Here is a 23,628-nt window from a genome sequence, read left to right on the forward strand (position 1 = left end):
GACCATGGACAGGGAATACCCGCAGGACGAGAAAACCGTCCTGCTTGATCGACAGGGACGCGGACCGGCGCAGGGACCGATGACCGACTTCGCATCGCCGCCGCGTTTCGAACAACTGGAAGACCGGATGATCTACGCGGCCCGCTTGCAGGGCGCGGAGCATTTCGACATTGGCCTGAACAGTTTGGTGGCGCCTGCCTGGGAGCTTCTGTCCGAGGTGGTCCGCCTCAAGCGCAGTTCCGCCGAGGAAAGCCTGCGCGCCCTGAATGAACGACTCTCGGCGGCAGTCACGCTGTTCGAGACGCGGGCCCGGCATGACGGGGCCCAAGGCAGCGAGGTCATGGCGGCGCGGTATGTGCTGTGCAGCGTGATCGACGAGGCAGTGGTCACCACCTCATGGGGCAGCCAGAGCGATTGGTCGAAGATGAGCCTGCTGAGCAGTTTTCACAACGAAACCTTCGGCGGCGAGAAGTTTTTCCAGTTGCTTGAGCGCATGTCGAGGGACCCCTTCAAGCACCTGGCGATGCTGGAGTTGATGTACCTGTGCCTGTCCCTCGGGTTTGAGGGCAAGTACCGGGTCATGGAGCGTGGGTTGTTGCAGCTTGAACAGGTTCGGGACGCGCTGTATCGGCAGATCCGGCATGTGCGGGGTGATACGCCTGCGGCGTGCGCGCCGTCGCACAGGCCGGAACAGCCGCGCCGGAAACGGCTGAGGGTCGTGTCGCTCACCTGGATTGCAGTGTTTGTCGCCGCCAGCCTGTTGAGCCTGTATGCAGGATTTGCCTGGGTGCTGGGCCAGCAGCGTGAAGCGATGTTGCAACCGTATCAACTCGTGGCGCCGGATATGTTCCGGGCGCCGCTCTAACGCAGGGAGCAACGCATGAACGCATTCTTCAGGAGCGCGGGCGCCGTGCTGGGCAGGGTTTGGGTCTGGAGCCTGCTGCTGGTGCTCGCGGTCGCAATGACCGTGTGGTTCTTCGGGCCACTGCTGGCTGTCGACGACTATCGATTCTGGCAAGCGGCGGCATCGCGCTTGCTGACAATCAGCGGGCTGTTTTTGTTGTGGTGCCTGGCGATGGTGTATGCCAATTGGCGCAGTATGGCCCGGCAATCAACCGTCGATGACGGCGAACCACGCCCGCGCAAAGGCCAGGTTGAAAACGAGCAGCGGCACCTGCGCGGTCGCTTCAAGGACGCTTTGTACACCCTGAAACACTCCCGGATTTATGGTGAGCGCAGCCCGCGTTGGCGTAATGCATTGCCCTGGTATTTGCTGATCGGCAAGGAAGGCAGTGGCAAGTCTCGGATGTTGGCCGCCAGTGGCTTGCAGTTGCTCCAGGATCAGGGCGCGTCGGTAGCGACGCAGGGCGGTGCCACGCGGGACTGTGACTGGCATTTCGCCGAGGACGGCGTGTTGCTCGACGTCGCCGGCCGCTACCTTACCCAGCCTGACAGCCAGGTGGATGGCGCGGGTTGGTCGACGCTGCTGGAGCTGCTCAAGGTGCGGCGCCGGACACGCCCGCTCAATGGTGTGGTGGTGGCGCTGTCCACGGACACATTGCTCCATGGCAGCGAGCGTCAGCTGGAGAATGAGGCGCGGGCAGTCCAGAGTCGGTTGCTGGAGATCCGCCAGACGTTGCATGTGGAGGTGCCGGTCTACCTAGTGGTGACCCAGGCCGACCGCCTGCCGGGGTTTGCGGAGTTCTTCGAGCGGCCGTTGGGCGAAGGCAGTGATGCGGTGTTGGGCGAATCTATCGTCCCAGGCAAAGCGGGTATTGGCATTGCCCAGGTACGACAGGCGTTTGAAGCACTGCTGCAGCGCTTGAGCGGTGAGCTTGTGCAGCGCCTGCACCAGGAACGCAACAGTGATCTGCGCGGACGGATGCTCGACTTTCCCCATCAGGCGGCCCGGATTGGCGAGCGCCTGAGCCTCTATATCGACGTTGCTTTTTGCGGCCCGCGTTATCAGCACACCAACGGCTTTCGTGGTTTCTACTTGACCAGCGCCGACGGTGGCCCACAGGCACTTGAACCACGTGCGTACTTTATCCAGGGCTTGTTCAGCCGGGTGATTCTGGCGCAAGCCGACCTGGCGGACCTCGATAGCCAGGAGCGCCGTCGAATCCGCCAGCACCAGGGGGGGCTGGCCCTGGGCGCGCTAGTGGTCGTCGTGGCGGCGGGCTTGCTGTGGACCCACAGTTACTCCTCCAATCATCAACGTCTGGAGCAACTGCAGGCGCTGGCACGACAGCCCGCACCCGTGCAGCCTGGGTCAGACGCTACCCAGGCACTCCTGCCGCTGCTGGACAGCCGCCTGGCGGCCACGCGGATTTTCCCCTTGCCGGGCGAAGCCAGGCTGGTTGAGCGGATGGGGTTGTATCAGGGCAGTATCAGCCGTCCGGTGCTGGAGCAGGCCTACGAGCGTGCCTTGGGGCGGCTGTTGCTGTCCCAGGTCAGCGAGATGCTACAGGAACAGGTTCGCGGCAGCCTGGAAGATCGTGAACGGCTGCTGGATAACCTCCGGGCGTACCTGATGCTCAACCTGCGGGAGCGGCGGGATGTCGGCTGGCTGCGTGAGCGGGTGGCGGGGCATTGGTCTGTACGGTTTGCCGGTGAGCCCTCCGTGCAAAACCGGTTGAATGAACATTTCGCGCGCTTGCTTGAGCAGCCGTTCGTGCAGCCGCTCGATGACGAGCTGGTGGCCCGCGCGCGCCACGTGTTGCGCGGCGAATCGCTGGTTGACGTGGTGTACCGGGTGCTGCGCGAACAAGCTCGCGGCCTTGAACCGTTGCGCCTTGCACACGGGCGGGTGTTTGAGGGGGGCGAGCGTTCCATTCCGGGGTTTTATACCCGCACGTACCAGCGGCATTTTGAAGCGCAGGGCGCGCGGCTGGTGAACACCATCGTCCAGGACAACTGGGTGCTGGGAGAGGGCGCCGACCTGAGCGCCATGGATTTGCAACGGTTGATGGTGGAGCTTGAACAACGCTACTTCAGCGAGTATGCCGATGCCTGGAGCGAGGCGCTTGGGCAGGTTGGCCTGCGTGAAACTGAAAACTCCAGGCAAGGCGCCGAACAGCTCGCCAGCTTGACGTCGGCCCAGTCGCCGTTGTTGCAGTTGTTGCAGCAGGTTCGTGACCACACGCGCCTGCCGTCGGCCAGTGAGCGCCTCGACGAGCTGGCTGCCAAGCTGCCTGGACCTGCGGCAGAGCGGTTGCCGACCGCCGCCGGGCTGGTCAATGCCTTGCCCGACAGCGCACGGCGAGCCATGCAGCGCCGCTTCGAGCCCTTGCACCAGTTGCTGGACAACCATGAGAACCCGGGAGTCGAGTTGACCGGCGTGTTACAGGCGCTCAACGACTTGCACCTGCAGTTGGCGAGCTTGAATCGCGAAGGCGCGCCGGAGCCGGTCGCGTTCGAGATGGTCAAGCGGCGGATCCAGGGGCAACAGGATGCGCTGAGTAACCTGCGCAACGTGGCCGCGCGTTTGCCGCTGCCGCTGGCGGGCTGGTTCGAAAGCCTGGCCGACGAGCATTGGCGCCGCCTGCTCGACCAGGCTTATCGGCATGTGAACCAGCGTTATCAGAGCGAGGTATATGGTTTCTACAGCAGGGCGATCAAGCTGCGTTTCCCGTTCAATGCCCACGCCAGCAGCGACGTTTCCCTCAACGACTTCCAGGAGTTTTTCAAGCCTGAGGGGATCATGGCGCGATTCTTTGACAGCTATCTGAAGCCTTTCGTCAGCGGTGATTCCGGGCGCTACAGGCTGCGTAGCCTGGATGGGCGCAGCTTGCCGATGTCTCGGGCGTTGCTCGACCAGCAGGCGAAGGTGCAGGTGATCAGGCGCGGTTTTTTTGCGGATGAGCCGGGGGACTTGCAGGTTCGTTTCACGCTCGCGCCCTATAGCCTGGACCCGTCGGTGAGTCGCGCGGTCTTGCGTTTGGGTGGTCAGCAGATGGAGTACCGGCACGGGCCGATTGTCCCCATGGCGATGCAATGGCCAGCCGAGGCTGAGAATGGTCGCAGCAGCCTGGTGCTGGAGCGGGGCAGCGAGCGGGCGTTGGGGCTCGAAAAAAATACCGGGGCCTGGTCCCTGTTTCGCTTGTTCGACTTGATGCAGAACGAACCCTCCAGCGGGCAGGATGAGCTGATCCTCAAGGCTGACCTGGCAGGCTTGCGCGCCAACTACCTGCTGACCAGCCGACGCACCCCCAATCCATTTCAGATGGCGCAGTGGCGAACTTTTCGCCTGCCGGAGCAGTTGTGAGCCAACCTCGCGACCGCTGGCACAGCGCCGGTCGCACAGACCGTGGAAAGGTCCGTTTACGCAACGAGGATGCCTTTCTCGATTGCCCCGGGACGGGCTGCTGGGCCGTGGCGGACGGGATGGGCGGGCATCAGGCGGGGGACATCGCCAGCCAGCTGGTGGTCGATGGCCTGGCGTCATTGCCCGGCCAGGGCAGCCTGGATGAACGCGTCGAGGCGACCTGTCGTTGCCTGCAATGGCTCAACCGGCGGCTGGGCGATGAATTGACGCTGGCCTCCCATGGCGCCGAGGCCATCATGGGAAGCACGGTCGTGGCGTTGTTGCTTCAGGGCGATCGCGCTGCGTGTGTCTGGGCCGGTGACAGTCGTTGCTATCTGTGGCGCGGGCAGACGCTGTACCAGCTGTCGCGAGACCATTCGCTGTGTGAGCAATTGATTGACCAGCAGGTGAGCCCGGAACAGGCCAGGGCCCATCCAGACGCACGGGCCTTGACCCGGGCCATCGGCTCGCGGGCACCACTGAGCCCGCAGGTCCTGGAACTCGGTACCTTGGCAGGGGATGTGTTTCTGTTGTGCAGCGACGGCCTGTACCAGGCGCTTAGCCACTCTGAGTTGGGCCAGGCCTTGAGCCAGGGAAACCCGCAACGTGTCCTGGACCAGCTGTTTGCAGGTGTCTTGCGCGGCACGGCCGGCGACAACCTGACCGCTGTGGTGGTGCAGTCATGCGCGACCTGACCCACTTTGCCTTTGCCAAGGCCCCGATAAACCCACCGCGCGACGGAGCCCCCGAGTTGCTGGCCGGGCGGTACCTGATCGAGCGCGTGTTGGGCGCAGGCGGCATGGGCGTGGTCTATCGTGCGCGGGACCTGCTGCACGAACAGTTTGGCGAACCCTGTTCCAGTGTCGCGATCAAGGTGTTGGGCGAAGCCATCCGCGAGTCTGCGGATGCCCACGTGTTGCTGTACAACGAGTTTGCCCTGACCCGCAGCCTGCGGCATGAGCAGGTGGTGCGTGTGTATTCATTTGAAGTGGATGCTCCCGGCCAGATCGCATTCTTTACCATGGAACTGCTCCAGGGCATGACCCTGGACCGGTTGCTGCTGGAGTGCCCCGGCGGTTTACCCTGGCAAGCGCTGCAAGGCATCGCCGTGCAATTGCTCGACGCGTTGCGCCATAGCCATCAGCAGGGTGTGCTGCACGGGGATGTGAAACCCGCCAATGTCATGGTGGGAGACGGCGGGTTGCGCTTGTTCGATTTCGGTCTGGGCGAGGCTTGCGGACAGGCCCCGGCAGGTTCTCCAGGCTTGAGTCGCAGCCGCTTCAATGCCTGGACGCCCGCGTACGCCGCGCCCGAGTTGCTGGCTGGCGGAGCACTGTCGGCCAGCGCCGACCTGTATGCAGTGGCCTGTGTATTGTACGAGTTGGCACAAGGCCGACGCCACGCCAGTGACAGGCCGGCCCGGCCCAGGCAACTGCCTCGCCATTGCTGGCCTGTATTGCGTACGGCGTTGACGGCTGACCCTGAACGCAGGGCCGTTACCCTTGATGAATTACGCGCGGTGCTCGCTGATCGCAGGAAGGGCCTGGGCCGCTGGTTCTAGACGGGCAAGTCGTGCAGCTGGCAATACTCGAACCAACTCAGGCCTGCCATTTGCGCCACCTCCTTGTGCACCTCAAGGCGTTGCGCCTCGAACTCCGCCGGGGAATGCGCCGTCAATTTCAGCGTCAGTTCCCAGGCAAACAAGCCCTGTTGCTCGGCTTCTGCCTCGAAGGCTTCATGCAGGCGCTCGGCGCGGTACTGCTCCATGGTTTCCCCTTTGGCCTGGGCCGCCAGGGGGTTCAATGTATTCAGTTCCGCGGCCAGGGCCGGGTGTTCACTCAAGAATCGGTCCAGGGCTAGCTGGTGGTTTTCGCCGGGTTGGGACAAAGGTTTACTCCACGGTAAGAGAGACGGTCAGTCTGGCTTGGACATTAAAAAAGCCGCCATGGCTGCATAGGCGGGCAAGGTCACCCCATCATTGGCGGCGTTGCCGGCCACCGGGTGGGAGGCATAGCGAACAATCACCATTTCAGCCTTGGGGTCGATGTAGATGCTCTGGCCATGCACCCCACGCGCCATGAACGCCCCGTCGGGATTGTGGGTTACCCACCACATGTTGCGATAGCTCCAGCCTTTCAATTGAGCGTAGCCGGCCTGGGCGAACGCCTGCTTGTCGCCGCCCTGGCGAATATCCGTCACCACGCTTTCGGGCACGATCTGCTGGCCATTGAAGCGCCCGCCGTTGCGCAGCATCTCGGCAAACCGGGCCAGGTCCCGCAGCCCGGTGTTCAGGCCGCCACCGGCGAAGGGTGTGCCGATGGAGTCGACGGTGAAGTAGGCGTCCTGTTCGGCGCCAAGCCGACTCCAGATGCGTTCGCTGAGCAGTTGCGCGACATTGTGCCCGGTCGCGCGGGCAATCACCCAGCCGAGTACGTCGGTATTGACGGTCTTGTAGCCGAAGGCACGCCCGTGTTCGCCACGCTGCTTAACCGTTTGCAGGAACTCGTAGTAGCTGCGCGGCCCGGTGTAGTCCTTGGGTTTGGGCAGCGGGTTGCCGGCCTGGGCGTGGGCCCAGACTTCGGCGTTGGGGTCGGCATAGTCTTCGCTGTAGTCCAGGGCGGTGGTCATGTCCAGCACCTGGCGCAAGGTGGCGCTGCCAAAGGCCGAACGGCCGAGTTCGGGCACGTAGTCGACGATCTTTTTCTGTGGGTCCAGGGTGCCATCGGCCACCAGCATCGCGCCCAGGGTACCGATCACCGATTTGGTAACCGACATGGCCGCGTGTTGCCCATCGTCCTTGAGCACCCCGAAATAACGCTCATAAACCACCGTGCCGCGATGCATCACCACGATGCCATCGGTGTAGGTGGCGTCCAGGGCCTGGCGCCAGGTCAGCGGCTGGGCTGCACCCACTGGCTGCACGGGGATTGCATCGAGTGCCGGGTCGAGTTTGCGTGGCAATGCCAGCGGTGCGCCGAGCCCGCGGGAGACGTTCACCGTGGGCATCAATTGGCGAAAGTTGGCGACACTCCAGCGCATGGCCGGGAAGCGGAAATAGCTGCCGTCTTCAAAGCGTACGGTGCGGTCGGCCGGTGGCGGTGCGCCGACCATCCATTGCAGCCTGGCCGGGTCGCTGGCCTGGGCATCGGCGAAGGTCGGGGTGGCGGCGCCGGCCAACGGGCTGGTCAGCCCAAGCAGCGCACAGGCCATGAGGGGAGTGAATCGCAGCATCAGTCGAGTCCGTTCGAGGGGGGCGTCGTTTTTTACGACAACCAGTGCGCCAAAGGATGGGCCAACCCGAGCCAATCGACAAGCAGCAAGCCCCTGCGGTGATTCTGAATAAATGCGCCAGGGGCGGCAAAAGCCTTTCGCTTGCGGTGTCAGGGCGTGTAGCGTTACCCCGTGATAAGGCGACAGCCAGGTGTTATTTTGCGACCCTGGCATCAGGGACCGAGGGACAGGTGATGGCGCAAACGCTGTTCAAGCTTTTCTTCACCCAGCGGCTGGCGGCCCTCGCCAGTACCGAGTCGTTGCGGGCCATACGCGAGGGGCTGTTGTGGATCCTGCCGTGCCTGCTGGTATCGGCCGGTTTCCTGATCCTGTCCGAATGCGCCCGAGTGCTGGGTTTCGACCCTCAGGTGGTGGCCTTCCTGGCGGGGTTGCACAACCAGATCAGCTCGGTAATCCCGCTGCTGGTGGCAGCCTCCATCGGTTACATGCTCGCGATCCAGCACCGCCTGCCGCAACTCCCGGTAGCGTTCCTGTGCCTGGCCCATGTAGTGATCGCCACGTTTGTGCTGCGGGATTTTCCCCGAGCCTCGGCGACCTTCGTGTTGTTCATCGCCATCGCCTCACCGCTGATCAATGTGCCCGCCATCGCCTGGCTGCATCGGCGTCGCTGGACGCGGTTGATCAACGAAGACCTGGTGGGGCACAACCTCAAGGGCACCCTCAATATGGTGGTGCCGGGGGCAATCACGGCGCTCGGGCTGGTGCTCGTGCTGTCGTTGCTGTTGCAGATTCCGCAGGTGGCACAGCTTCAGGGGCCGCAGGTGCTCGATGCACTGGAGACGCCCTATGGCAGCGGCCTGTTTGTGACCCTGATGAATTCGCTGCTGTGGTTTTTCGGGATCCATGGGGTCTACGCCATGCAGCCGTTTTTTGATGTGCTGGACCAGGCGGTCGGGCTCAATAATGCGGCGGTGGCCGCGGGCGAGCCGGTCAAATATCTACTGAATGGCGGCTTGCTGGGCAGTTTCGCGTTTATCGGCGGTTCGGGTGGTGCCCTGTGCCTGCTGCTGGCGATCCTGCTGTTTTCCAAAAGCCGGTCCATGCGATTGGTGGCGATGGCGAGCCTGCCGTTGTCGTTGTTCAATGTCAGTGAAGTGCTTTTGTTTGGTTTGCCGATCATTCTTAACCCGCGGCTGTTCATTCCCTTTCTGGTGGTGCCGGCGTTCAACGTGATACTGGCGTTGATGGTGGTGCAGATTGGCTGGGTGTCGCCTGCGGTGGTGAGCGTGCCATTTACCGCGCCGGTGTTGCTCAACGCCTACCTGAGCACCCACGGCGATCTCGCGGCAGTGTTGCTGCAGGTGGTGTTGCTGGGGGTTGGCACGCTGATCTATGCGCCCTATGTGCGCGCGATCAACCGCCAGGCCACTGAGGGCGGTACGGTGTATTTGAAGTCGCTGGACATGACCTTTCGCGGCCTGGAAGAAAAAGGCCGCTTGCTGGAGCTGGACCCGGTGATGGCGTCCCACAAGGCCCAGGCGCGCCAGGTCAGCGAGTTGAGCCATATCCAGCAGATCAGCGACTACGAGTTCTACCTCGAATTCCAGCCGCAGATTTCCACCCGGACCGGGCTATGCACCGGTTGCGAAGCGTTGATGCGGGCCCGGGACGCCGAAGGTACGGTGCATTCACCCTGGGAGTTCCTGCAATGGCTGGCCCATGCCAGGTTGATGCCCGACGTGGATGTGTGGGTGGCATCCCAGGCTGTGCGCCAGTACCAGAAGTGGCAGAAGGTCGGGTTTACGTTGCCGATGACGATCAATATCTCCAGCGCCACGCTGACTACCCGGGCGTATGGTGATCGGCTGGTGGAGATACTGGCCCAGGCCCACGGGCAGGTTTCGGTGGAGATCACCGAGGATGCGCTGGTGGGCGATATCCGGGGCACGCGGCAGATGATCGAGAAGCTCCAGGCGATTGGTGCCAAGGTGTATATCGACGACTTCGGCACCGGATTTTCAGCGCTGAGTTACCTGCACCAGTTCCCCGTGGATTTCATCAAGATCGATCGCAGTTTCGTGGTCGCCCAGCATGATCCAAAGGGCGCCCAGGTGTTGACCGGGATGCTGCGGTTCTGTGAGGCGTTGAACCTCGGGGTGGTGGTGGAGGGCGTGGAAACCGCCGAGCAACTGGCGTTTTTGCAGTCGGGCTCGGAGCTGATCATCCAGGGCTGGTATTTCAGCAAGGCGCTGCCGGGCGATGAACTGGAGCGGTTCGTGCGCGGGCGGTATACCCAGATGCAATCTAACGCTCCAGAACCCCTCTGAAGGTTGCGCTCAACGCCCGCAATGTCTCGCGGGAGCGGCCGTCGCTGATGCGGCTGTGCAGCACGACTTCACTGACGGGCAATGCCGGTAATCCGTACTGTTCGCTGACGTCCACGGCGCCCGCCGGCGCCACTCGCCGGGCCAGCGCCGCCACACCCAGGCCGGCGCTGACTGCCGCACCCACCGCCATTACGCCGCCGCCGACAAACACTTCGGTCCAGTCAATCCGCGCCTCATCCAGCGCGCGCACCGCCAGGTGTCGCACGCCGCAGGGCGAGGCCATGGTTGCCATGCGCAGGGGCGTGCCGGGGGTGTGCTGCCAGGTAGGCGCGGCGAACCAGCCAAAGCGCTCCACCACCAATACCTCACCGTCCTGGCGATCGCCTTCGTTGCGCACGATCACCGCGTCCAATTCGTTGCGGTCGAACGCCGCCACCAGGTCGCGGGACGAAGCAATCCGCACCTCCAGGATCACCAGCGGGTCATAGGCGGCCAGGCGGCTGAGCCACAGTGGCAGGTCCGGCCCGGCCACGTGGTCGCTGATGCCGATCACCAACCGTCGGGGGGCGCCATTGCCCATGTCACCCAACGCCCGTTCGTGGGCATTGAGCAGCGCGCGGGCGGCGACGATGAACTGCTCGCCCTGGGGCGATAGACGCACATGCCGCGGTGTACGCACCAGCAGGCGATAACCGAGGCGTTCTTCCAGGCGCTTGAGCTTGAGGCTGATGGCTGCCTGCGAGGTGTCCAGTGCCTGGGCCGCGCGGGTGAAACTGGCGAAATCGGCGACCAGGACAAAGGCGTGCACGGTGTCGATATCCAGCGGCTTGAGTGCGTCGGTCATTTCAGTTCCTTATCACACCTATATCCGGTGATATCTTGCTGAAATCATGGGCACTGCGCAAGCTGGGCACTCATCTGAACAGGAGCGCCATGATGTTTGCCAAACAGTATTCACACCGCTTGCCAGCCGATTACGACATGGGTGTCATCCGTGAGCGGGCCGCTCGCCTGGGGCCGTTGTGGGATCATGCCGAGGGTTTGCTGTTCAAGGCGTTTATCGCCCAGGAGCGAGGGCAGGGGCCGGGGGTGGGTAACCTGTATTCGTCGGTTTATCTGTGGTCGGATCCTTTGCAGGCTGCGGATTTCTTGCTCGGCGAGCGCTTCCAGAAGGTCCTCGACAGTTTTGGCCAGCCGCACATTGAGTCCTGGTTACCGCTGGACGTGCAGCGAGGTCCGGCGCAAGACGCCTTGAGCCTGTATCGGGAGGAGTGGGCGCTGGCGCCGGGGGCGGACCGCGGGCAAATCCTCGCCGCAGAAAAGGGCCGCAACCAGCAGCTCGCGGACAGCAGCGATAACTTCGCGGTGTTTCTGGCGCTGGATGTGCAGGCGTGGAAGCTGGTGCGAATTACCTTGTCGGCCAAGGCGCTGGATGTGAACCATCCGGGCAATGGCTACGAGGTGTTCTACCTGGCGCGGCCCGGGGTGTGAATGCCGGTAGCCGCCGATTCGTCGGCGGCTACCTGTACCGTCAGGAGTTGAGACGCGCCTGAGGCTGGCTCAGCTTGCGCTCGGCCACGGCGCCGAACACCAGGCCCAGGGTGGTCCACAGCACCAGTTGAATCCCCAGGGAGGCCACGCGGAATTTCCACAGCAACACTGCCGAGAACTGTTCCGGCACTTCGTTGATGGTCGGGAACAAGCTGCCGGCCACCGACACGATCACAATGTACAGCGCCACACCGAGAATCGCGCCTGCCCATAGGCCACGGCTGGCAATCAGCTTGCGCGCCGCGTTGATCGCAATCACCGCAGCCGCCACCGACACCAGCAGCATCAGGAAGAACAGCTTGGTGCGTTGCGCGATGGTGGCGGGGTCGCCCACCGATGGTGGGTTGGCCGGATACTTCAGCCCCGGCACCACGATGATCGTCACAAACGCCGCCAATGCCAGCAGCGCTGCCAAGCCACGGGGGCCGACCTTGCCGATGCGGCCCAGGGAGTAGGCGAACACCAGGGCGAAAATGCCACCCAGGGAGACGCTGTACACCACCACGCCGGTGAACAGGCCGAAGGTACTTTGTACTTCGCGGCTCACCAGTTCTTCTTCCGGCGCGTCGCCGTGCATCTGTGCCATCTGATCTTCGAAGGCGATGGCCTTGTCGATCTGCGGCTCACCAAAAGTCTTGGCGAAGCCGAAGGCCAGGATGCCGGCGAGCAGGCCCACCAGCATCCCGCGAACGAGTAAATGCCCTGTCATGTCGTCACGCTCCAATCAATGGCAGGGGAAACCCAGCAGGTGGCGACCGTCATGCACAAACTCATGCACGTACATGCCTTTGAACACGGCCGTCGCGCCTTGCTCGGCGCCGACGAAGTAAATCGCGAGCAACAGCAGCAGGCCGCCGAAGATCGCCCAGGGCAGGATTTCGCCCAGGGGAATGGACGGTATTGAAACGTCGGAGCCAGTTGCAGCGGTATAAGCCATGAGAACCTCCAGGGATGACGCGTCCCGAAATGGATAGCGAGTTGGCTGAAACAGGGTCTGGCTTACGGCTAGAAGGCCGAATACAGTGGCGCGACCGCGCCGGCATTGAACCGGCTTCCTGTTGCAGAATGGTTGAAACATGTTGAAACAACTTCGCAAGTCTACGCTGACTGCCCCTTAAAACCAGAGCGATTTGTCATGCAGGCCACCCGTTTGACCCTTGTTGCCCACGCCAGCACCCGTGCCCAGAAACAGGCACGCTTTGCGCTGGATGAGTCGGTGGAGATGGACTGGCAGCAGGCGGCGCTTTCCCAGGGGCAACGCTTCAAGCGTGCACCCCTGGTGCTGTGCGGCCCGGAGGCGCGGACCCGGCAGACGGCGGCGCTGTTTGCCGACGATGCTTTGGTTGAAACAGCCCTGCGCGATTGTGATTTTGGCCGCTGGCAAGGGTTGGCGATCGAGGAGGTTCAGCAGGCCGAACCCGAAGCGCTTCAGGCCTGGTTGACCGACAGCACCTCGGCGCCCCACGGCGGCGAGTCGGTAGTGCAACTGTGTGAGCGGGTAGGGCAGTGGTTGCAGTCCCTCGAGCAATCCCCGGGGCATGTCGTGGCGGTGACGCATCCATTTGTGATCCGCGCAGCGCTGCTGCATGTCATGCAATGCCCACCCGCCATGTTCAACCTGATCGACGTGGAGCCGCTGTCATCCACCGAGTTGCGCTTCAATGGCCGTTGGCGCCTGCGCCTGGAAACTCACGCCTGACGTCCCGAACATGGCAAAATCCGTTCCCCGCACCGAGACCACCCATGAAGACTTTCCCATGAAACGCATCCTGATCATCGGCATTGGCGCCGGCAACCCTGACTACATCACGATGCAGGCGGTCAAGGCGCTCAACCGCACCGACGTGTTTTTCCTGATGGACAAGGGCCAGAGCAAGGACAAGCTGATCGACCTGCGCCGGGAAATCTGCGAGACCTACATCACCGATCACGCCTACCGCTTTGTCGAGGCCGATTGCCCCGAGCGGGTGCGCGGTGATATCGACTACACCACCGCCGTGAAGGACCTGAACCGCGACAAGCAGCAGACCTTCGAACGGATGATCAATGAAGAAATGGCCGACGGCGAAGTGGGCGCATTCCTGGCTTGGGGCGACCCGGCACTGTACGACAGCACCATTCGTATCCTGCAGGCGATCCTCGCCAGCGGCAGCTGCGAATTCGAATTTGAAGTGATCCCCGGGATCACCAGCGTCCAGGCGTTGGCGGCGCAGCACAAAGTGCCGCTGAACCGCATCGGTCGCTCCATCGAAATCACCACCGGGCGCCGGTTGGCGGCGGGGCAGGCGAGTGATGCCGACACCCTGGTTGTCATGCTCGATGCCGAAGATTCCTACCGCACCGTGGCCGATCAGGACCTGGATATCTACTGGGGCGCCTACCTGGGCACACCGGATGAAATCCTGATCAGCGGCAAAGTGGCCGAGGTTGCCGAAGAGATTGAACGTGTGCGCAAGGCGGCGCGCCAGGCCAATGGCTGGATCATGGATACCTATTTGTTGCGCAAACCCTAGAGGTTGATGCTCATGCTCAAACTGATTGCCCTGACGGTAGCGCTGTTTACCGGCGCCGCACAGGCCGAAGACGTATTGCACACCGACCTGCCGCTGCCTTATCTGGAACAGACTCAAAGTGATGCCCGCAACGAGCCGCTGGTGATCTTCCTGCACGGTTATGGCAGTGACGAGGCCGACCTGTTCGGGCTCAAGGACCGCTTGCCGTCGACCTGGACCTACCTGTCTGCACGGGCACCGATGCCGGTGGAGGGCGGTGGTTATCGCTGGTTTCGCAAGAAGCCGGGCGATGGCGATTTTGATGGCGAGACCGCCGACCTGCAGAGCAGCGCCAAGCTGATCGAAGCCTTCGTCGCCCAGGCCACCACCAAGTACCACACCCAACCTGAGCGGGTGTTTCTGGTGGGGTTCAGCCAGGGTGCGATCATGTCGTATGAAGTCGGGTTAAGACATCCCGAAACCCTGCGCGGGATTGCGGCGTTGAGCGGCAGCCTGCTGCCGGTACTCAAGGCCGAACTCAAGCCGGATGCGCGACTGGGCAAGCTGGCGATTTTCATCGGTCACGGGACGCTGGACCAAGCGCTGCCGTACTACTCGGCAACGCGGGCCAACGAGGTATTGCAGGGGATTGGTCTCACGCCGGAATTCCACGGCTACCCGGGGATGATTCATACCGTCGGTGAGGCGGAGTTGCTGGACTTGAAGCAGTGGCTGGAAAAGAGCCTGCGTTGAATCCTGCGATGTGAACGCGATCAAAAATGTGGGAGCGGGCTTGCTCGCGAAAGCGGTGGGTCAGTTAATACCTGTGTTGACTGACCCACCGCTTTCGCGAGCAAGCCCGCTCCCACATTGGATTTTCATTGCCAGATTAAAACCGGTTATTTACCGCCAATAATCTGTTTCACCAACAGTGCATGGCCTTTCTCGTCATCCGCCCGGGAAATGGCCTGCACCACCAATTGGTGGCTGCCGGAGCCCGTCAGGAAGGTGGAACTCAGTGTCTTGCCACCGCCCATGGTCGCGGTGCTGTCGACCTGGCGCAGGGCCAGGCCTTTCACGGTGAGTTTCTTCTCGGCGCCTTTCTTGAAGTCCGGCAGGGCGGCGCTTTGTTCCTTGACGAAATCCGCCACGGCACCGTCGAGGAACTGCGGGTCGTTGTCCTTGATCAGGCCGGCGACACTCGGTTTTTCGACGACGAAGATCACGCTTTTGGTGGCCTGGTCACTGTACATCGTGCCGCTGGCGCCTGCGGTGCCGTGCTCGGCATCACCGGCCGGCAGTGGGTCGGCCAGGTAGGACTTGGGCAGGTTGAAGCTGAACTTGCCATCCAGGGTGGAGATGGTCTGGGTGGCGGTCTTCTGCACCGCAGGCTTGCTGGCGGCGAGGACTTGGCTGGCGCCGAACCCGGCGGCCAGCGCGAGGGCCAAGAGGGCTGCGGTCTTGCTGAGGGTGGCCATGAAGCTCTCCAGGAATGAACGAAATTGCGCCGTATTCTGTCAGAAAATTCGCAAGGTCGTTCATCTCCATCCCTACACCTTGTCGGACTCTTCCTCGATCCGGTCCATCTCAAACAGCCGTGCCAGTTCCGTCCGGGCTTCCTGGGCAGACTGCATCACCTTGGCCGCGTCGTCATACACGGCGTGTTGGGCCGCCAGCAATTGCAGGTCATGGTTTTTGAAGCGGCTGATGCGCGCGTCGGCCTGGGCCTGGGTCAAGCCAAGGCCCACCAGGGTGCGGCGGCTCATTTCCAGGCTGGAGTAAAACGTCTCGCGCACCGGTGACGCGTCGAGGTCCACCAGGCGGTGCACATGCTGGCGGTTACGGGCGCGGGCGATGATCTTCATGTGCGGGTAGAGGCTGCGCACCAGCTCGGCGGTCTTGATGTTGATCTCGGGGTCGTCCATGGCGATCACGAAAAACTCGGCCTGGTCGACTTTCGCTGCGTGAAGGATTTCCGGGCGCTGCGGGTCGCCGTAGAACACCGGCATGCCGCCGAAACTGCGGGTCAGTTCGATGGTTTCCACCGAGGTGTCGAGGGCAATGAACGAGATGTTCTGTGCCCGCAGGATCCGCGCCACGATCTGCCCCATGCGGCCCATCCCGGCGATCACCACCCGTGGCGCATCGCTTTCGATGGCACGGTATTCCTCGGGCACTTCCACCGGCTTGGCCTTGGGCTTGAACAGCTTCGGGCAGAGCAACAGCAGCAATGGCGTCACGGCCATGGACAGGGTGATGGTCAGCACCAGGATGTCGTAGAGGTGCGGCTCGAACAGGCCCTGGTCGCGGCCGATCTTGAACACCACGAATGCGAACTCACCACCGGCTGCCAGCACCACGCCCAGGCGCAGCGCGCTTTCAGGGTTCAGGCCGCCCGCCAGGCGACCCACGCAAAACAGCAGCGGCAACTTGATGGCGATCAGCAGCAGGGTCAGCCCCAGCACGATCACCGGCGCGCTGAACAGCAGGCTGATATTGGCGCCCATGCCCACGCTGATAAAAAACAGACCCAGCAGCAGGCCCTTGAACGGTTCGATCTGCGATTCCAGCTCATGCCGGTATTCGGAGTCTGCCAGCAGCAACCCGGCGAGGAAGGCGCCGAGGGCCATGGACACGCCCACCAATTCCATCAGCCATGCGGTGCCGATCACCACCAGCAACGCGGTGGCGGTGGAGACCTCCCGCAGGCCGGTCTTGGCGACGATGCGAAACACCGGCCGCAACAGATAGCGCCCGCCGATGATCACCACGGCGATGCTGCCCAGTACTTCCAGGCCGTGTCGCAGGCCCTGGGAGGTGGTGGCGGGATGATCGCTGCCCGCGAGCAGCGGCACCATGGCGATCAACGGGATGGCGGCGATGTCCTGGAACAACAGAATCGCAAAGGCCAGTCGCCCGTGGGGCTGGTTGAGTTCCTTGCGCTCGGCGAGGCTTTGCAGGCCAAACGCGGTGGAGGACAGCGCCAGGCCAAGGCCCAGCGCAATCGCGCTGTTCCATGATTGGCCAAACACGAACAGCGCGACCACGCCGATCACGGTGCCCGTCAGTAACACCTGTGCCAGGCCTACACCGAACACTGCCTTGCGCATCACCCACAGACGCTTCGGTGACAACTCCAGGCCAATGATGAACAGCAGCAATACCACCCCAAGTTCGGAAAACTGGCTGACGCTTTGCGGGTTGCCCACCAGGCCCAGCACCGATGGGCCGATGATCACTCCGGCCAGCAAGTAACCCAGCACGGCACCCAGTTGCAGGCGCTTGGCCAGGGGCACGGTCAGGACGGCAGCGAGCAGGAATACAACGGCCGCTTGTAACAGGTTGCCTTCATGGGGCATTGGGGACTCCGGGATCGTTTTGCTGAATCAACAGGTTTTACTGTAGGAGCGAGCTTGCTTTGCAGGTCCCAAGGCCTTCGCCTCCGGGTTCATTGGATGTCGTCCGGTTCTTTCGCGGCACTCTCCAAACTATTAATACCATTTATTTCAATGAGTTTTATGCACGTGGCGGTCGGGATCATCCGTGGTGCCGGCGCTATGGTCGTGTCTTCAGCCGCGCGAAAGGGTGGTTTTTTATGGGCTGAGCATTGTGCGGGAATAATCTACAAACACTTTTCCGGGACAAACGGAAGCCTGTACACGCCAGGAACTCCTACAATTATGCCCTTGAGTTTATATTCCATGGATGGAATATTTGCATGAGTTGGGACATTGAATACACGGACGAGTTTGGAATCTGGTGGGGCGGTCTGGATGCAAAGGAGCAATCCTCAGTATCGGTCAGTGTGGATTTACTGAGCCTTCTGGGGCCAGGCCTTGGCTTCCCCCCGCAGCAGCGATATCAAGGGCTCCAGGCATGGCTGCCTGCGAGAGTTGCGGGTGCAGCATGCCGGGCGGCCTTACCGCGTTCTGTATGCATTTGATCCGCGCCGGCGTGCCTTGTTGCTGATTGGCGGGGATAAAACCGGTCGAGGCCGGTGGTATGACGAATACGTCCCGCTGGCTGAGAAGTTGTATGACGAACATTTGGAAACACTGCTTAAAGAGGGCCGTCACCATGGCTAAAAAATTCAGTGAGCTGCAGGCTCGCATGACACCGCAAGCCCGGGCCGATGCAGAGCGCATCTTCCAGCAACACCTGAAAGAAATGCCCCTGCATGAACTGCGCAAGGCGCAACAGATGAGCCAGGATACGCTGGCCAAGGCGCTGAATATCAATCAGGCGGCAGTGTCCAAAATGGAGCGGCGCACCGACATGTATATCAGCACGCTGCGTAACTATATCCGCGCCATGGGAGGAGAACTGGAGATTGTCGCTACGTTTCCTGATGGCCAGGTAAAGATCGAGAACTTTGCCCACTGAGTCATCCGCTCCGTCAAAGCCCGGCCATGCGCCGGGTTTTCTGTTCGCTGAATGCCTGTCGTCATTGTGCAGCTTAATGGACAATACTCGCTATTCTCGCCCTCATCGGACATCAACGTGAACCAACTCCTCGCCATGCGTGCCTTCGTCCGTGTCGTCGAAACCGGCTCCTTCAGCCGCGCATCCGACCAATTGGCACTGCCGCGTTCCACCGTCAGTAAACTCATCACGGACCTGGAGAAGCACCTTGGCGTCAAGTTGATGCATCGCACCACCCGTGCGCTGGCGGCGACGCCGGAGGGGTCGGAGTACTACAGCCACGCGCTGTGCCTGGTGGCGGAACTCGATGAACTGGACAATGCCCTGCGCGGGCAGAAGCTCAAGCCCGGCGGCCACCTGAAAGTGGATGCGCCGGCGTCCTTTGCCAATTGCCTGCTGATCCCGGCGCTGGTGGATTTTCATCGTGAGTACCCTGAGATCACCATCGCCCTGGGCATCAGCGACCGCGCCGTGAATATCGTGGGGGAGGGTGTGGATTGCGTACTGCGCGCTGGCAAGCTCGATGACATGGCAATGATCGCCCGCAAGGTTGTCGACCTCGAGTACGTCACTTGTGCGGCCCCCGGCTACCTGGAGCGCATGGGTACGCCCGTGTCTCCCGAGGACCTCGAGAAGAACCACCTCAAGGCGGGGTATTTCTTTGCCGGGTCGGGTAAGCCGGAGCCGTTGATTTTCGAGAAGGACGCGACTCGGTATGAGGTAGGCAACTGCGCGTTTTCCACCAACGAAGGCAACGGCCTCAAGGAAATGCTGCTCGCCGGCCTGGGCGTCGGGCAGCATTTCAAGACCATCGTTGACTACTACGTAGAGGCAGGCCATTTAGTCCCGGTACTCGAAGACTGGACCCGGCCCGCCACGCCGTTGCACATCATCTATCCACCCAATCGCCATCAGAACGCCCGGCTGAAGGTATTTATCGACTGGGTGATCGAGCGGTTCGGCGTCAGGCAATAATCGCTGTCACGCGGATTTCAATGCGCATTGCCGGCAGCCCCAGGGCTTCTACTCCCAGCTCAGTCCAGATGGGGGCGTGATTGGGCATGTAATGGCGGTACCACTTGACCATCTGCTCGTTCACCTCTGGCGGGAAACCTCCCACGTGGTAGGAATTGACGTGTACCACATGCTCCCAGCCGGCGCCGGCTGCCGCCAGGGTGCGTTCGAGGTTTTGAAAGGCCAGGGCGATCTCGTCGGTGAGGGATTCGGGAATCTGGAACTCGTCATCCCAGCCGCCCTGGCCCGAGGTTTCGACGCGGTTGCCGATTTTGACCGCCTGGGTGTAATGCAGGGTCTCGCGTGCAATGTCGCCGTAACCGGGTGTGATGAAAAACTCGGGCTTGCTCATGGTGTTCCTCGGTTTCAGTGGTTGACCCGACAAAGGTTAATGGACTGAATCTGCGAACAAAATCCGCGTTTCCTGTCATCACTGTGCAGGGATATGGATAGTCCGAGTATCAGTTTTTCACATTCCCGTAGCCCGCCCTTTGTTACTATCGCCCTCCGTCGTCGCCAGGAGTCACCGTCACATGCAACACCAGTGGGATGAAATGCACCGCACCCGCAAGCCCACGTTTGTGTTGTGTGGCGAGCCCCAGGGGGATGTGCTCAATCTCTACGTGCATGGTTATTCGGCGTTCTTCAACCAGCAACAACTGGGTAGTTTCTCCCGGCAACTGGCAACCATCGAAGGCTCCACCAACCTGATGCTGTTCTGGCCGGCAGGGCATTTCCTGGAAAACCTGTTTGCGCCGTTCAAGGATGTGATTACCTCGATGTTGGGTGGCGGCAGCCTGGGTGCCGCAACCATCGGGGTGGGCAAGGCGATTGCCTATTTCCTCGACCACTACAAAAGCGTCGAGGCGCGGGTGGATGAGGTCGCCAAAAGCCTGCTGCCCGAATTGGCCAACTACCTCCATGGCGAGTCGATCAAGGTGCGGCAGATCAACCTGATCGGCCACTCCCTGGGCGCGCGCATCCTGGTCAAGAGCCTGCTGGCCAGCCCTGAGGTGGCCCGTGAGTTGCCGCTGAACAACCTGCTGCTGATGGGCGGTGCGATTTGTACCTCCAGCCCCTGGGACCTGGTCTCGGCGCCGCTCAGCGGTCGGGTGATCAACTGCCACTCGAGCAAGGATTGGGCGCTGGCGCTCAAGCCGGACACCGAGCGCTGCATCGGTCGTTATGCGATCCCGCTGACACCGGCGCTCAAGGCCAAGGTCGCCAACGTGCACCTGGCCACGTTCGACCACGCCGCGTATTGGCCGCAACTGAAGACGGTGGTGCAGTACACCGACCTGCTGCAGGAACGCCGGGGCATGATCCGCGCCGATCAACGCAGCAGCGAAGTGCGCTTTGCGGAAGAGGATGTCGAGCTGTTCCCGCTGCTGGTGCAGGCGCGGCCGGAGGAATTGCAGTTTTTCGCCGAGCTGATGGCGCAAAAGCGCAGTGCCTCTATCGACGCCACCGTGCGCGAGCCCTTGAAGCTGGCCATCGAGTTGCAGCGCATGGGCGGCGACACCTTTATGAACCTGGCCCGTGGTCATGGCGTGAGCTATCGCGAAATCGCCCAAGACGTGGCGCAGCGGGTGGGTATCAAGTTTGATCAACCGATCGAGAAAGTGGCCCTGGCGGATCTGGAGTTACAGGTTGCCGAGCGGCTGATCGAGCAATACAAGGACAAGCTCAGCCAGGCTGATCGCCAAGTGTTCGAGGCAGAGTTGAAGGCTGCGGCACAAAAGGAGCAGGGTTTTTTCAATCGTTTCGATGTCGGGCGCTCAGCCACCACTGCCCTCAGCGGGACCGCGCTGGCCGGGTTGACCGGGTTTATCCTGCGCCGGGGCGCGGCCACGGCCATTCCGGTGGTGGGGCAGGCGCTCGCGGCGGCGATGCTGCTGGTGACCGGCGTGCGGGCGTTTTCCGGCCCCGCGTATTCCATCACCACCCTGGCGGTGCTGGTGATCGGGGTGATTCGCGAGCGCCTGGAGCGTGAAGCACTGAACCAGGAGATGGATCTGGTGGTCCAGGTGGTAGAGGCATTTGATCTGCCCCGGGAGACGGTGATGCGTACCGTTGCGTCTGACTGATAAGCTGCGTTCACGTCTTGTGTGAAAGCCTGGTACCCCGCGTGAAATTCAGCCTGCCCAAAATCGCTACCGCCCCGTTCTGCCCGCCGGAAGTCGCCGGCTCCATCGTCGTTGATCCCCGTGCCTCGTTTTTCAAACGTGCGCTGATGTTTGCCGGCCCTGGCTTGCTGATCTCCATCGGCTATATGGACCCGGGCAACTGGGCCACCGCCATCGAGGCCGGTTCGCGCTACGGCTACAACCTGTTGTTCGTGGTGCTGCTGGCGAGCCTGGCGGGGATGGCGGTGCAGTGCCTGTGCTCACGGCTGGGCATCGCCACCGGCAAGGACCTGGCGCAACTGAGCCGCGAGCGCTACAGCCGGCGCTCGTCGTTCGTGCAGTGGATCCTTGCGGAAATCTCGATCATCGCCACCGACCTCGCCGAAGTCCTCGGCTGCGCCCTGGCGTTTCACCTGTTGCTGGGCGTGTCACTGACCACCGGGATTGTCATCACTGCCTTCGATACCTTGCTGATCCTGGCCCTGCAAAATCGAGGCTTCCGCCGGCTGGAAGCGATCATGCTGGCACTGGTGGCGACCATCGGCGTGTGTTTCTTCATCGAGCTGGTGCTGATCAAGCCTTACTGGCCCGACGTGTTTCGTGGTTTCACCCCGTCGTTGTCCGCCATCAGTGATGCCGCACCGTTGTACCTGGCCATTGGCATACTGGGGGCCACGGTGATGCCCCATAACCTCTACCTGCACAGCTCCATTGTGCAAACCCGGCTGTTCGGCAAGGACCTGGCCAGCCGCCAGGACGCGGTGAAACTGGCGCGTATCGATACCATCGGTTCCCTGTCCCTGGCACTGCTGGTCAACGCGGCAATCCTGATACTGGCCGCCGCCGCGTTCCACCAGACCGGCCACACTGATGTGGTGGAAATCCAGGACGCCTATCACTTGCTCGACCCGCTGGTGGGTGGCGTGTTCGCCAGCGTGCTGTTCGGTGTTGCGCTGTTGGCTTCGGGCCAGAGCTCCACGTTCACCGGCACCATTGCCGGGCAAGTGATCATGGAAGGCTACCTCAACCTGCGCATTCCCTGCTGGCAGCGACGCCTGATCACCCGTGGCCTGGCGCTGATCCCGGCGTTCCTCGGGGTGTGGCTGATGGGGGATGATGCCATCGGCAAGCTGCTGATCCTCAGCCAGGTGGTGTTGAGCCTGCAGTTGCCGTTTGCGTTGTTTCCGCTGATCCGCATGACGGGTGACAAGCGCCTGATGGGGCCGTTCGTCAACAGCTTGCCTACGCGGCTGCTGGCCTGGAGCTTGTTTGTGGTGATCAGCGGGGCGAATGCCTGGCTGATCGGGCAGTGGTTGTTTTGAGCGAAGTGAATTAAGTCAAAACGGCCAATGATGTGTATTTCGCCACCATCGGGTCGGCTGTCACTAACTTCATCGGCTCAATGATAGCCGTTGCAATGATGAGCCGATCAAACGGGTCCCTGTGATGGTGTTCAAGGTCCTTGACCGCGATGGCGTGCTCCGAGGTGATGGGCAGTTCCACGTAGCCGCTTTCCAGGCAGTATTCGCGAATTTCGTCCAGGTTTACGTTGAGCTTCCCGAGCCCGACCTTTATCGCCAGCTCCCAGAATGTGGCGGCACTGACGTAAATTTCAGCCGCGTTCTCGATCAGCTTTCTGGCCTTCGCTGGCAGTTTTGGATCATCGCTCAGGGCCCAAAGCAGGATGTGGGTATCCAGCAGTATTCTCATGGGTGGTTTCCCTCAAACGCATCCAGCATGTCGTCTGGCAATGGCGCATCGAAGTCATCCGGCACCACCAGTTTGCCCTTCATCGCGCCAATTCGCCGGCCTGTCGGTTTCCCGACAGGAACAAGGCGAGCCATCGCCCGCCCATGCTTGGCTATGGTGATGATTTGGCCGGCGGCGGCATCATCGACCAGTTTTGATAAATTATTTTTTGCTTCACCCAACGGTACGGTAATCATTTGGTCTTCTCGAGGTTTTGGCCAAATATAGCCAAAATTTCGTAAGCAGGCAAAGATCAACCGACTGCTGGCGGAGGGTGATTTTTGCGGGGACGATTGCAGGTTTCCGAACGGGTAATGACTGGCATCCATGACGTCTCTCCTGAAGGAATTCCTCGAAGTCTGCCCGAGTGCAAGCGGTTTTTGACCCGTGTTGTGGAAAATCAGATCGGA

23 protein-coding genes, 1 pseudogene and 1 riboswitch are annotated in these 23,628 nt (G+C 61.8%); of the genes and pseudogenes, 14 read left to right on the plus strand and 10 right to left on the minus strand.

Going from position 1 to position 23,628, the window contains the following annotated elements; all coding sequences use genetic code 11:
• The first annotated feature begins 4 nt into the window (after nt 1–4).
• Genes icmH through HX817_RS26110 form a run of 4 tightly spaced genes read left to right on the plus strand, consistent with a single transcriptional unit; the run spans nt 5 to nt 5,867 of the window.
• On the plus strand, nt 5–865 hold the full coding sequence (gene icmH, locus HX817_RS26095; RefSeq protein WP_177041652.1) for a type IVB secretion system protein IcmH/DotU: 861 nt from the start codon (nt 5–7) through the stop codon (nt 863–865).
• Nucleotides 866–880: 15 nt separating this feature from the next.
• Complete coding sequence (gene tssM / locus HX817_RS26100; protein WP_177041654.1) at nt 881–4,267, plus strand: type VI secretion system membrane subunit TssM; 3,387 nt, start codon at nt 881–883, stop codon at nt 4,265–4,267.
• Complete coding sequence (locus tag HX817_RS26105; protein ID WP_083853231.1) at nt 4,264–5,001, plus strand: PP2C family serine/threonine-protein phosphatase; 738 nt, start codon at nt 4,264–4,266, stop codon at nt 4,999–5,001. The genes tssM and HX817_RS26105 overlap by 4 nt, the downstream gene beginning before the upstream one ends.
• Nucleotides 4,989–5,867 carry a serine/threonine-protein kinase gene (locus tag HX817_RS26110; protein WP_087694171.1) on the plus strand — a complete coding sequence of 293 codons (879 nt, stop codon included), beginning with the start codon at nt 4,989–4,991 and terminating at the stop codon, nt 5,865–5,867. Before HX817_RS26105 ends, HX817_RS26110 begins: the two co-directional genes overlap by 13 nt.
• Here the strand turns inward: HX817_RS26110 and HX817_RS26115 are convergent.
• Entirely contained in the window at nt 5,864–6,193 is a 330-nt protein-coding gene (locus HX817_RS26115; RefSeq protein ID WP_087694170.1) for a DUF6388 family protein, read from the minus strand. The genes HX817_RS26110 and HX817_RS26115 overlap by 4 nt on opposite strands.
• A gap of 27 nt (nt 6,194–6,220) precedes the next feature.
• Complete coding sequence (locus HX817_RS26120) at nt 6,221–7,516, minus strand: serine hydrolase domain-containing protein (RefSeq protein WP_371317783.1); 1,296 nt, start codon at nt 7,514–7,516, stop codon at nt 6,221–6,223.
• 254 nt (nt 7,517–7,770) lie between these two features.
• On the opposite strand from HX817_RS26120, the gene HX817_RS26125 reads away from it, so the two are divergent.
• Nucleotides 7,771–9,864, plus strand: a complete 2,094-nt coding sequence (locus tag HX817_RS26125) for an EAL domain-containing protein (protein ID WP_177041658.1) — start codon at nt 7,771–7,773, stop codon at nt 9,862–9,864.
• Here the strand turns inward: HX817_RS26125 and HX817_RS26130 are convergent.
• Nucleotides 9,842–10,708 (minus strand): LysR family transcriptional regulator, encoded by an 867-nt coding sequence (locus HX817_RS26130; protein ID WP_177041660.1) that lies wholly within the window; start codon nt 10,706–10,708, stop codon nt 9,842–9,844. The two genes, HX817_RS26125 and HX817_RS26130, sit on opposite strands and share 23 nt — an antisense overlap.
• A gap of 92 nt (nt 10,709–10,800) precedes the next feature.
• Here HX817_RS26130 and HX817_RS26135 point away from each other — a divergent pair, with 92 nt between their 5' ends.
• Entirely contained in the window at nt 10,801–11,355 is a 555-nt protein-coding gene (locus HX817_RS26135; protein ID WP_177041739.1) for a DUF4865 family protein, read from the plus strand.
• Between the two features lie 40 nt (nt 11,356–11,395).
• Here HX817_RS26135 and HX817_RS26140 read toward each other — a convergent pair whose 3' ends face one another.
• Complete coding sequence (locus HX817_RS26140) at nt 11,396–12,124, minus strand: CbtA family protein (protein WP_032899583.1); 729 nt, start codon at nt 12,122–12,124, stop codon at nt 11,396–11,398.
• Nucleotides 12,125–12,139: 15 nt separating this feature from the next.
• Nucleotides 12,140–12,352 (minus strand): CbtB domain-containing protein, encoded by a 213-nt coding sequence (locus HX817_RS26145; RefSeq protein ID WP_003208073.1) that lies wholly within the window; start codon nt 12,350–12,352, stop codon nt 12,140–12,142.
• A 31-nt stretch (nt 12,353–12,383) separates the two neighbouring features.
• Nucleotides 12,384–12,514: riboswitch (cobalamin riboswitch) on the minus strand.
• 36 nt (nt 12,515–12,550) lie between these two features.
• On the opposite strand from HX817_RS26145, the gene HX817_RS26150 reads away from it, so the two are divergent.
• The 3 genes from HX817_RS26150 to HX817_RS26160 are packed head-to-tail and all read left to right on the plus strand — an operon-like array spanning nt 12,551 to nt 14,660.
• Nucleotides 12,551–13,114 carry a histidine phosphatase family protein gene (locus HX817_RS26150; RefSeq protein WP_177041662.1) on the plus strand — a complete coding sequence of 188 codons (564 nt, stop codon included), beginning with the start codon at nt 12,551–12,553 and terminating at the stop codon, nt 13,112–13,114.
• A 58-nt stretch (nt 13,115–13,172) separates the two neighbouring features.
• Nucleotides 13,173–13,928, plus strand: coding sequence for a precorrin-6A synthase (deacetylating) (gene cobF / locus HX817_RS26155; protein WP_003208076.1), 756 nt, complete (start codon nt 13,173–13,175; stop codon nt 13,926–13,928).
• 12 nt (nt 13,929–13,940) lie between these two features.
• Nucleotides 13,941–14,660, plus strand: a complete 720-nt coding sequence (locus HX817_RS26160) for an alpha/beta hydrolase (protein ID WP_087694209.1) — start codon at nt 13,941–13,943, stop codon at nt 14,658–14,660.
• A 146-nt stretch (nt 14,661–14,806) separates the two neighbouring features.
• Here HX817_RS26160 and HX817_RS26165 read toward each other — a convergent pair whose 3' ends face one another.
• Together HX817_RS26165 and HX817_RS26170 are read right to left on the minus strand one after the other, a co-directional pair.
• Nucleotides 14,807–15,385 carry a hypothetical protein gene (locus HX817_RS26165; RefSeq protein WP_177041664.1) on the minus strand — a complete coding sequence of 193 codons (579 nt, stop codon included), beginning with the start codon at nt 15,383–15,385 and terminating at the stop codon, nt 14,807–14,809.
• A 72-nt stretch (nt 15,386–15,457) separates the two neighbouring features.
• Nucleotides 15,458–17,266: a monovalent cation:proton antiporter-2 (CPA2) family protein gene (locus tag HX817_RS26170; protein ID WP_177041672.1), complete on the minus strand. Its 1,809-nt coding sequence runs from the start codon at nt 17,264–17,266 to the stop codon at nt 15,458–15,460.
• A 359-nt stretch (nt 17,267–17,625) separates the two neighbouring features.
• Here HX817_RS26170 and HX817_RS26175 point away from each other — a divergent pair.
• From HX817_RS26175 to HX817_RS26185, 3 genes and pseudogenes are all read left to right on the plus strand, one after another.
• Nucleotides 17,626–17,992 (plus strand): annotated as a pseudogene (locus HX817_RS26175) (type II toxin-antitoxin system RelE/ParE family toxin).
• Nucleotides 17,985–18,290 carry an XRE family transcriptional regulator gene (locus HX817_RS26180; RefSeq protein WP_003208085.1) on the plus strand — a complete coding sequence of 102 codons (306 nt, stop codon included), beginning with the start codon at nt 17,985–17,987 and terminating at the stop codon, nt 18,288–18,290. The pseudogene HX817_RS26175 and the gene HX817_RS26180 overlap by 8 nt, the downstream one beginning before the upstream one ends.
• A 117-nt stretch (nt 18,291–18,407) precedes the next feature.
• Nucleotides 18,408–19,304 (plus strand): LysR family transcriptional regulator, encoded by an 897-nt coding sequence (locus tag HX817_RS26185; protein WP_371317781.1) that lies wholly within the window; start codon nt 18,408–18,410, stop codon nt 19,302–19,304.
• Here HX817_RS26185 and HX817_RS26190 read toward each other — a convergent pair.
• A complete protein-coding gene (locus HX817_RS26190) occupies nt 19,294–19,695 on the minus strand; it encodes a RidA family protein (RefSeq protein WP_003208087.1) in 402 nt (133 codons plus the stop codon). The two genes, HX817_RS26185 and HX817_RS26190, sit on opposite strands and share 11 nt — an antisense overlap.
• A 181-nt stretch (nt 19,696–19,876) precedes the next feature.
• Here HX817_RS26190 and HX817_RS26195 point away from each other — a divergent pair, with 181 nt between their 5' ends.
• Nucleotides 19,877–21,430 carry a DUF726 domain-containing protein gene (locus HX817_RS26195; protein ID WP_008437056.1) on the plus strand — a complete coding sequence of 518 codons (1,554 nt, stop codon included), beginning with the start codon at nt 19,877–19,879 and terminating at the stop codon, nt 21,428–21,430.
• Between the two features lie 41 nt (nt 21,431–21,471).
• Entirely contained in the window at nt 21,472–22,791 is a 1,320-nt protein-coding gene (locus HX817_RS26200; protein WP_177008242.1) for an Nramp family divalent metal transporter, read from the plus strand.
• Nucleotides 22,792–22,801: 10 nt separating this feature from the next.
• Here the strand turns inward: HX817_RS26200 and HX817_RS26205 are convergent, their stop codons facing one another.
• The gene (locus HX817_RS26205; protein WP_003208092.1) at nt 22,802–23,179 is read right to left on the minus strand and encodes a type II toxin-antitoxin system VapC family toxin; all 378 of its coding nucleotides are present in this window, start codon (nt 23,177–23,179) and stop codon (nt 22,802–22,804) included.
• A complete protein-coding gene (locus tag HX817_RS31440) occupies nt 23,176–23,547 on the minus strand; it encodes a type II toxin-antitoxin system Phd/YefM family antitoxin (protein WP_003208094.1) in 372 nt (123 codons plus the stop codon). The genes HX817_RS26205 and HX817_RS31440 overlap by 4 nt, the downstream gene beginning before the upstream one ends.
• Between the last annotated feature and the right edge of the window lie 81 nt (nt 23,548–23,628).

The organism is Pseudomonas sp. C6002 (assembly GCF_013385805.1).
In the GTDB taxonomy this organism is placed as follows: domain Bacteria; phylum Pseudomonadota; class Gammaproteobacteria; order Pseudomonadales; family Pseudomonadaceae; genus Aquipseudomonas.

What these genes read in the sequence shown, in the direction of transcription:
- HX817_RS26205 (WP_003208092.1), bottom strand. Translation starts at nt 23,179, where the DNA reads ATGAGAATACTGCTGGATACCCACATCCTGCTTTGGGCCCTGAGCGAT.
- HX817_RS26165 (WP_177041664.1), bottom strand. Translation starts at nt 15,385, where the DNA reads ATGGCCACCCTCAGCAAGACCGCAGCCCTCTTGGCCCTCGCGCTGGCC.
- HX817_RS26130 (WP_177041660.1), bottom strand. Translation starts at nt 10,708, where the DNA reads ATGACCGACGCACTCAAGCCGCTGGATATCGACACCGTGCACGCCTTT.
- HX817_RS26195 (WP_008437056.1), top strand. Translation starts at nt 19,877, where the DNA reads ATGCAACACCAGTGGGATGAAATGCACCGCACCCGCAAGCCCACGTTT.
- icmH (WP_177041652.1), top strand. Translation starts at nt 5, where the DNA reads ATGGACAGGGAATACCCGCAGGACGAGAAAACCGTCCTGCTTGATCGA.
- HX817_RS26120 (WP_371317783.1), bottom strand. Translation starts at nt 7,516, where the DNA reads ATGGCCTGTGCGCTGCTTGGGCTGACCAGCCCGTTGGCCGGCGCCGCC.
- HX817_RS26110 (WP_087694171.1), top strand. Translation starts at nt 4,989, where the DNA reads ATGCGCGACCTGACCCACTTTGCCTTTGCCAAGGCCCCGATAAACCCA.
- HX817_RS26135 (WP_177041739.1), top strand. Translation starts at nt 10,801, where the DNA reads ATGTTTGCCAAACAGTATTCACACCGCTTGCCAGCCGATTACGACATG.
- HX817_RS26150 (WP_177041662.1), top strand. Translation starts at nt 12,551, where the DNA reads ATGCAGGCCACCCGTTTGACCCTTGTTGCCCACGCCAGCACCCGTGCC.
- HX817_RS26170 (WP_177041672.1), bottom strand. Translation starts at nt 17,266, where the DNA reads ATGCCCCATGAAGGCAACCTGTTACAAGCGGCCGTTGTATTCCTGCTC.
- HX817_RS26140 (WP_032899583.1), bottom strand. Translation starts at nt 12,124, where the DNA reads ATGACAGGGCATTTACTCGTTCGCGGGATGCTGGTGGGCCTGCTCGCC.
- HX817_RS26190 (WP_003208087.1), bottom strand. Translation starts at nt 19,695, where the DNA reads ATGAGCAAGCCCGAGTTTTTCATCACACCCGGTTACGGCGACATTGCA.
- HX817_RS26160 (WP_087694209.1), top strand. Translation starts at nt 13,941, where the DNA reads ATGCTCAAACTGATTGCCCTGACGGTAGCGCTGTTTACCGGCGCCGCA.
- HX817_RS31440 (WP_003208094.1), bottom strand. Translation starts at nt 23,547, where the DNA reads ATGGATGCCAGTCATTACCCGTTCGGAAACCTGCAATCGTCCCCGCAA.
- HX817_RS26145 (WP_003208073.1), bottom strand. Translation starts at nt 12,352, where the DNA reads ATGGCTTATACCGCTGCAACTGGCTCCGACGTTTCAATACCGTCCATT.
- tssM (WP_177041654.1), top strand. Translation starts at nt 881, where the DNA reads ATGAACGCATTCTTCAGGAGCGCGGGCGCCGTGCTGGGCAGGGTTTGG.
- cobF (WP_003208076.1), top strand. Translation starts at nt 13,173, where the DNA reads ATGAAACGCATCCTGATCATCGGCATTGGCGCCGGCAACCCTGACTAC.
- HX817_RS26180 (WP_003208085.1), top strand. Translation starts at nt 17,985, where the DNA reads ATGGCTAAAAAATTCAGTGAGCTGCAGGCTCGCATGACACCGCAAGCC.
- HX817_RS26125 (WP_177041658.1), top strand. Translation starts at nt 7,771, where the DNA reads ATGGCGCAAACGCTGTTCAAGCTTTTCTTCACCCAGCGGCTGGCGGCC.